Genomic DNA, 6,207 nt, shown 5'->3' on the forward strand with positions numbered 1-6,207 from the left:
TCCTCGAGTTATCTCAACGTCGACGGCGCGAACCGGCGTCTGGAGATCGGCAACACGTGGTACGTCGAGGCGGTGCGCCGGACCGGGGTCAACACCGAGGCCAAGCTGCTGATGCTCGGCCACGCGTCCACCGCCGGAACCGTCGAGCTGATCAGATGGGCCAAGGAGCACGGCATCTCGATCACCGCCGAGGTCACCCCGCATCACCTGCTGCTCGACGACACCCGGCTGCAGACCTACGACGGGCGCAACCGGGTCAACCCGCCGCTGCGCGAGTCCGCCGACGTCGTCGCGCTCCGGCAGGCCCTCGCCGACGGTGTCGTCGACTGCGTGGCCACCGATCACGCGCCGCACGCCGAGCACGAGAAGATGTGCGAGTTCGCCACTGCCAGGCCCGGCATGCTGGGGCTGCAGACCGCGCTGTCGGTCGTGGTCCAGACGATGGTCAACCCCGGGCTGCTGACCTGGCGCGACGTCGCCCGGGTGATGAGCGAGGCGCCCGCGAGGATCGTCGGGCTCCCGGATCAGGGCAGGCCATTGGAGGTCGGAGAGCCGGCGAACCTCACGGTGGTCGACCCCGCGGCGAGCTGGACGGTCACGGGCCCGGCGCTGGCGAGCCGCTCGGCCAACACGCCGTACCATGGCATGGAGCTGCCCGCCGTGGTCACCACGACGTTGCTGCGCGGCAAGATCACCGCGCGCGACGGGAAGGTGAACCGGTGAACACGCCGACGCTGGTGACCTCACTGGTGATGGCGGCGGTCCTGGTCGTGCTCATCGCGGTGCTGATCAACGCGATGATGCGCGGCTGGCGGCGCCGCGTCCAGCGTCAGGCCGAGATGATCGGCACCCTGCCGCCGCTGCCCGACACCGTCGGCCCGGCGCTGGTGCCGGCCACCAAAGGCCTCTACGTCGGCAGCACGCTGGCGCCGCACTGGAACGACCGCGTCGCCGCCGGCGACCTCGGCTTCCGGGCCAAGGCCGTCCTCACCCGCTACCCCGAAGGAATCATGTTGCAGCGCACCGGCGCCGGGCCCATCTGGATACCCGATGACGCCATTTCCGAGATCCGCACCGAGAAGAACCTCGCCGGCAAGGCGCTCACCCACGAGGGCATCCTGGCGATCCGCTGGCGACTGCCGTCGGGTACCGAGATCGACACCGGGTTCCGCGCCGACGACCGCGGCGACTTCGCGAAATGGTTCCCCGAGGAGACCGCATGACGAACAAGGCCCTGCTGGTGCTGGAGGACGGCCGTTTTTTCACCGGCACGACGTTCGGCGCCGTCGGCGAGACGCTGGGTGAGGCCGTGTTCTCGACCGGCATGTCGGGATATCAGGAAACCCTCACCGATCCCAGCTACCACCGCCAGATCGTGATCGCGACCGCACCGCAGATCGGCAACACCGGCTGGAACCACGACGACAGTGAGAGCCGCGGCGACAAGATCTGGGTGGCCGGCTACGCGGTCCGCGATCCGTCGCCGCGCGCGTCCAACTGGCGCGCCACCGGAACCCTCGACGCCGAGCTGGAACGGCAGGGCATCGTCGGGATCGCCGGCATCGACACCCGCGCGGTGGTGCGCCACCTGCGCAGCCGCGGCTCGATGAAGGCAGGCGTGTTCAGCGGTGCCGCGGCGGAGGCGCCGGTCGAGGAACTGCTGGCCCGCGTGCGCGGGCAGGAGGCGATGCTCGGTGCCGACCTCGCCGGCGAGGTCAGCACCGACTCCGGTTACGTCGTCGAACCCGAAGGCCCGCAACGCTTCACCGTGGCCGCGCTGGACCTCGGGATCAAGACCAACACGCCGCGCAACTTCGCCAGGCGTGGGATCCGCAGCGTGGTGCTGCCGTCCTCGGTCACCTTCGAGCAGATCGCCGACGTCAGGCCAGACGGCGTCTTCCTGTCCAACGGCCCGGGTGACCCGGCCACCGCCGACCACATCGTCGGCGTGACCCGCGACGTCCTCGACGCCGGGATCCCGCTGTTCGGCATCTGCTTCGGCAACCAGATCCTGGGCCGGGCGCTGGGCCTGGCGACCTACAAGATGGTGTTCGGCCACCGCGGCATCAACATCCCGGTGATGGACCACTCCACCGGCCGGGTGTCGATCACCGCGCAGAACCACGGCTTCGCGCTGGAGGGCGAGGCGGGCCAGACGTTCGACACCCCGTTCGGGCCGGCCGAGGTGAGCCACACCTGCGCCAACGACGGTGTGGTGGAAGGCGTCCGGCTGAGCAACGGTCGTGCCTTCTCGGTCCAGTACCACCCCGAGGCGGCCGCCGGACCACGGGACGCCGAGTACCTCTTCGATCAGTTCATCGACCTCATGAACCAGGGCAAGCCGGGGGAGTCCAAGTAATGCCACGTCGCCCAGATCTGAACCACGTCCTGGTCATCGGGTCCGGCCCGATCCTCATCGGCCAGGCCGCGGAGTTCGACTACTCCGGCACCCAGGCGTGCCGGGTGCTGCGGGCCGAGGGTCTGCAGGTCACGCTGATCAACTCGAATCCGGCCACGATCATGACCGATCCCGAGTACGCCGACCACACCTACGTCGAGCCGATCACCGCCGAGTTCGTCGAGAAGGTGATCGCCCAGCAGGCCGAGCGCGGCAACAAGATCGACGCGCTGCTGGCCACGCTCGGTGGCCAGACCGCACTGAACACCGCGGTGAAGCTCTACGAGAACGGCGCGCTGGACAAGCACGGCGTCGAGTTGATCGGCGCCGACTTCGACGCCATCCAGCGCGGTGAGGACCGGCAGAAGTTCAAGGACATCGTCACCAAGGTCGGCGGTGAGTCCGCCCGCAGCCGCGTCTGTTTCACGATGGACGAGGTCCGCGAAACCGTCGCCGACCTCGGCCTGCCCGTGGTGGTGCGTCCCAGCTTCACGATGGGCGGCCTCGGCTCCGGCATGGCGTACTCGGCCGAGGACGTCGAGCGGATGGCCGGTGACGGGCTGGCCGCGTCCCCGTCGGCGAACGTGCTCATCGAGGAGTCCATCTACGGGTGGAAGGAATACGAGCTCGAGCTGATGCGCGACGGCCACGACAACGTCGTGGTGGTGTGCTCGATCGAGAACTTCGACCCGATGGGTGTGCACACCGGGGATTCGGTCACCGTGGCTCCGGCGATGACGTTGACCGACCGCGAGTACCAGACGATGCGCACCCTCGGCATCGAGATCCTGCGCGAGGTCGGGGTCGACACCGGCGGCTGCAACATCCAGTTCGCGGTGAACCCGAAAGACGGGCGGCTGATCGTCATCGAGATGAACCCGCGGGTGTCGCGCTCGTCGGCGCTGGCGTCGAAGGCCACCGGGTTCCCGATCGCGAAGATCGCCGCCAAGCTCGCCATCGGCTACACCCTCGACGAGATCGTCAACGACATCACCAAGGAGACACCGGCCTGCTTCGAGCCGACCCTGGACTACGTCGTGGTCAAGGCCCCGCGGTTCGCGTTCGAGAAGTTCCCCGGCGCCGACGCCACCCTGACCACCACGATGAAGTCGGTGGGCGAGGCGATGTCGTTGGGCCGCAACTTCATCGAGGCCCTCGGCAAGGTGATGCGGTCGCTGGAGACCAGCCGCACCGGGTTCTGGACCGGCCCCGACCCCGGCGGCGACGTCGAGGAGGTGCTGGCGCGGCTGCGCACGCCGACCGACGGGCGGCTCTACGACATCGAGTACGCGCTGCGGCTCGGTGCCACCGTCGAACAGGTCGCGGCCGCATCCGGGGTCGACCCGTGGTTCGTCGACCAGATCAGCCGGCTCGTGCAGTTGCGCACCGAGCTGATCGACGCGCCGGTGCTGGGCGCCGAACTGTTGCGCCGCAGCAAGTATCACGGGCTCTCCGATCGTCAGATCGCCGCGCTGCGGCCGGAGCTGGCGGGGGAGGTGGGCGTGCGCGCGCTGCGGCAACGCCTCGGGATTCACCCGGTCTTCAAGACCGTGGACACCTGCGCCGCCGAGTTCGAGGCCAAGACGCCGTATCACTACAGCAGTTACGAGCTCGACCCGGCCGCCGAGACCGAAGTGGCGCCGCAGGCCGACCGGCCCAAGGTCCTCATCCTCGGCTCGGGCCCCAACCGCATCGGGCAGGGCATCGAGTTCGACTACAGCTGCGTGCACGCGGCCACCACGCTGTCGCAGGCGGGGTTCGAGACCGTGATGATCAACTGCAACCCGGAGACGGTGTCGACGGACTACGACACCGCCGACCGGCTGTACTTCGAACCGCTGACGTTCGAGGACGTGCTGGAGATCTACTACGCCGAGCAGGCTTCCGGCCACGGTGGCCCCGGGGTGGTGGGGGTGATCGTGCAGCTCGGTGGGCAGACCCCGCTCGGGCTGGCCGACCGGCTGGAGAAGGCCGGGGTGCCGATCGTGGGCACCGCGCCCGAGGCCATCGACCTGGCCGAGGACCGCGGCCGTTTCGGTGAGGTCTTGACCACCGCCGGGCTGCCGGCGCCGCGGTTCGGCATGGCCACCAGCTTCGACCAGGCCCGCCGGATCGCCGCCGACATCGGCTACCCGGTGCTGGTGCGGCCGTCCTACGTGCTCGGCGGCCGCGGGATGGAGATCGTCTACGACGAGGAGACCCTGGAGGGCTACATCACCAGGGCCACCCAGCTCTCGCCGGAGCACCCGGTGCTCGTCGACCGTTTCCTCGAGGACGCCATCGAGATCGACGTCGACGCGCTCTGCGACGGGACCGAGGTCTACATCGGCGGCATCATGGAGCACATCGAGGAGGCCGGAATCCACTCCGGGGACTCCGCATGCGCGCTTCCGCCGGTGACCCTGGGGCGCAGCGACATCGAGGCGGTCCGGCGCGCCACCGAGGCGATCGCGTTCGGGATCGGCGTCGTCGGGCTGCTCAACGTGCAGTACGCGCTCAAGGACGACGTCCTCTACGTGCTGGAGGCCAACCCCCGCGCCAGCCGCACCGTGCCGTTCGTGTCCAAGGCGACCGCCGTCCCGCTGGCCAAGGCGTGCGCGCGGGTGATGCTGGGCGCCACCATCGCCCAGCTGAGAGAAGAAGGTGTGCTGACCCGCGCCGGCGACGGCGCCACCACGGCGCGCAGCGCCCCGGTGGCCGTCAAGGAGGCCGTGCTGCCGTTCCACCGGTTCCGCAAATCCGACGGATCCCAGATCGATTCGCTGCTGGGCCCGGAGATGAAGTCCACCGGCGAGGTGATGGGCATCGCCCACGACTTCGGCAGTGCGTTCGCCAAGAGTCAGACCGCCGCCTACGGTTCGCTGCCGTCGCAGGGCACGGTGTTCGTGTCGGTGGCCAACCGGGACAAGCGCTCGCTGGTGTTCCCCGTCAAGCGCCTCGCCGACCTGGGGTTCCACATCCTGGCCACCGAGGGAACCGCGGAGATGTTGCGGCGCAACGGCATTCCGTGCGACGAGGTGCGCAAGCACTTCGAACAACCCAGTGGGGACGATCCTCGCCGCTCCGCGGTCGACGCGATCAAGGCCGGCGACGTCGACATGGTGATCAACACCCCGTACGGCAACTCCGGGCCGCGCATCGACGGTTACGAGATCCGTTCGGCCGCGGTGTCGATGAACATCCCGTGCGTGACGACGGTGCAGGGCGCGTCGGCGGCGGTGCAGGGCATCGAGGCGGGCATCCGCGGTGACATCGGGGTGATGTCGTTGCAGGAGCTGCACTCGGTGCTGGGGTCGTGACGGCGGGCGGGTTCGGTGACCGGCTCACCGAGGCCATGGCGCGACGGGGCCCGCTGTGCCTGGGCATCGACCCGCATCCCGAGTTGCTCCGCGCCTGGGGGCTGAGCACCGACGCCGCCGGCCTGGCCGCGTTCAGCGAGACCTGTGTGACCGCCTTCGCGGACTTCGCCGTGGTGAAGCCGCAGGTGGCGTTCTTCGAGACGTACGGCTCGGCCGGCTACGCCGTCCTGGAACGCACGATCGCGGCGCTGCGCGAGGCCGCCGTGCTGGTGCTCGCCGACGCCAAGCGCGGAGACATCGGCTCGACCATGGCGGCCTATGCCGCCGCCTGGGCCGGGGACTCGACGCTGGCGACCGACGCGGTGACCGCGTCGCCGTACCTCGGGACGGCGCGCTGCACCGACGCACCCTCCGGGTTGGACGTCGCGGCCAGCACGAACACTCCCCCCCCGTGCTCGCGCGCGGGGGCCAGCAGCGGCCCCAGCGGGGCGGGGTCGGGAGGGGACACCG

At 69.7% G+C, this 6,207-nt stretch carries 5 protein-coding genes; all 5 read left to right on the top strand.

Features of this window, described 5'->3' with window-relative positions; translation table 11 throughout:
• Positions 1-723: amidohydrolase family protein (locus ASJ79_RS15970; protein WP_231750870.1), on the top strand; the 723-nt coding region annotated here is incomplete at its 5' end.
• A complete protein-coding gene (locus ASJ79_RS15975; protein WP_067956875.1) occupies positions 720-1,223 on the top strand; it encodes a transporter in 504 nt (167 codons plus the stop codon). The genes ASJ79_RS15970 and ASJ79_RS15975, both read left to right, overlap by 4 nt.
• Positions 1,220-2,359 carry a glutamine-hydrolyzing carbamoyl-phosphate synthase small subunit gene (gene carA, locus ASJ79_RS15980; RefSeq protein ID WP_067956878.1) on the top strand — a complete coding sequence of 380 codons (1,140 nt, stop codon included), beginning with the start codon at positions 1,220-1,222 and terminating at the stop codon, positions 2,357-2,359. The genes ASJ79_RS15975 and carA overlap by 4 nt, the downstream gene beginning before the upstream one ends.
• Positions 2,359-5,697 carry a carbamoyl-phosphate synthase large subunit gene (gene carB, locus ASJ79_RS15985; RefSeq protein WP_067956881.1) on the top strand — a complete coding sequence of 1,113 codons (3,339 nt, stop codon included), beginning with the start codon at positions 2,359-2,361 and terminating at the stop codon, positions 5,695-5,697. Before carA ends, carB begins: the two co-directional genes overlap by 1 nt.
• Before the next feature lie 35 nt (positions 5,698-5,732).
• The coding region (gene pyrF, locus ASJ79_RS15990) for an orotidine-5'-phosphate decarboxylase (protein WP_156448476.1) at positions 5,733-6,207 on the top strand (475 nt) is incomplete at its 3' end.

The sequence above is a fragment of the Mycobacterium sp. NAZ190054 genome (assembly GCF_001545925.1).
Lineage (GTDB): Bacteria > Actinomycetota > Actinomycetes > Mycobacteriales > Mycobacteriaceae > Mycobacterium.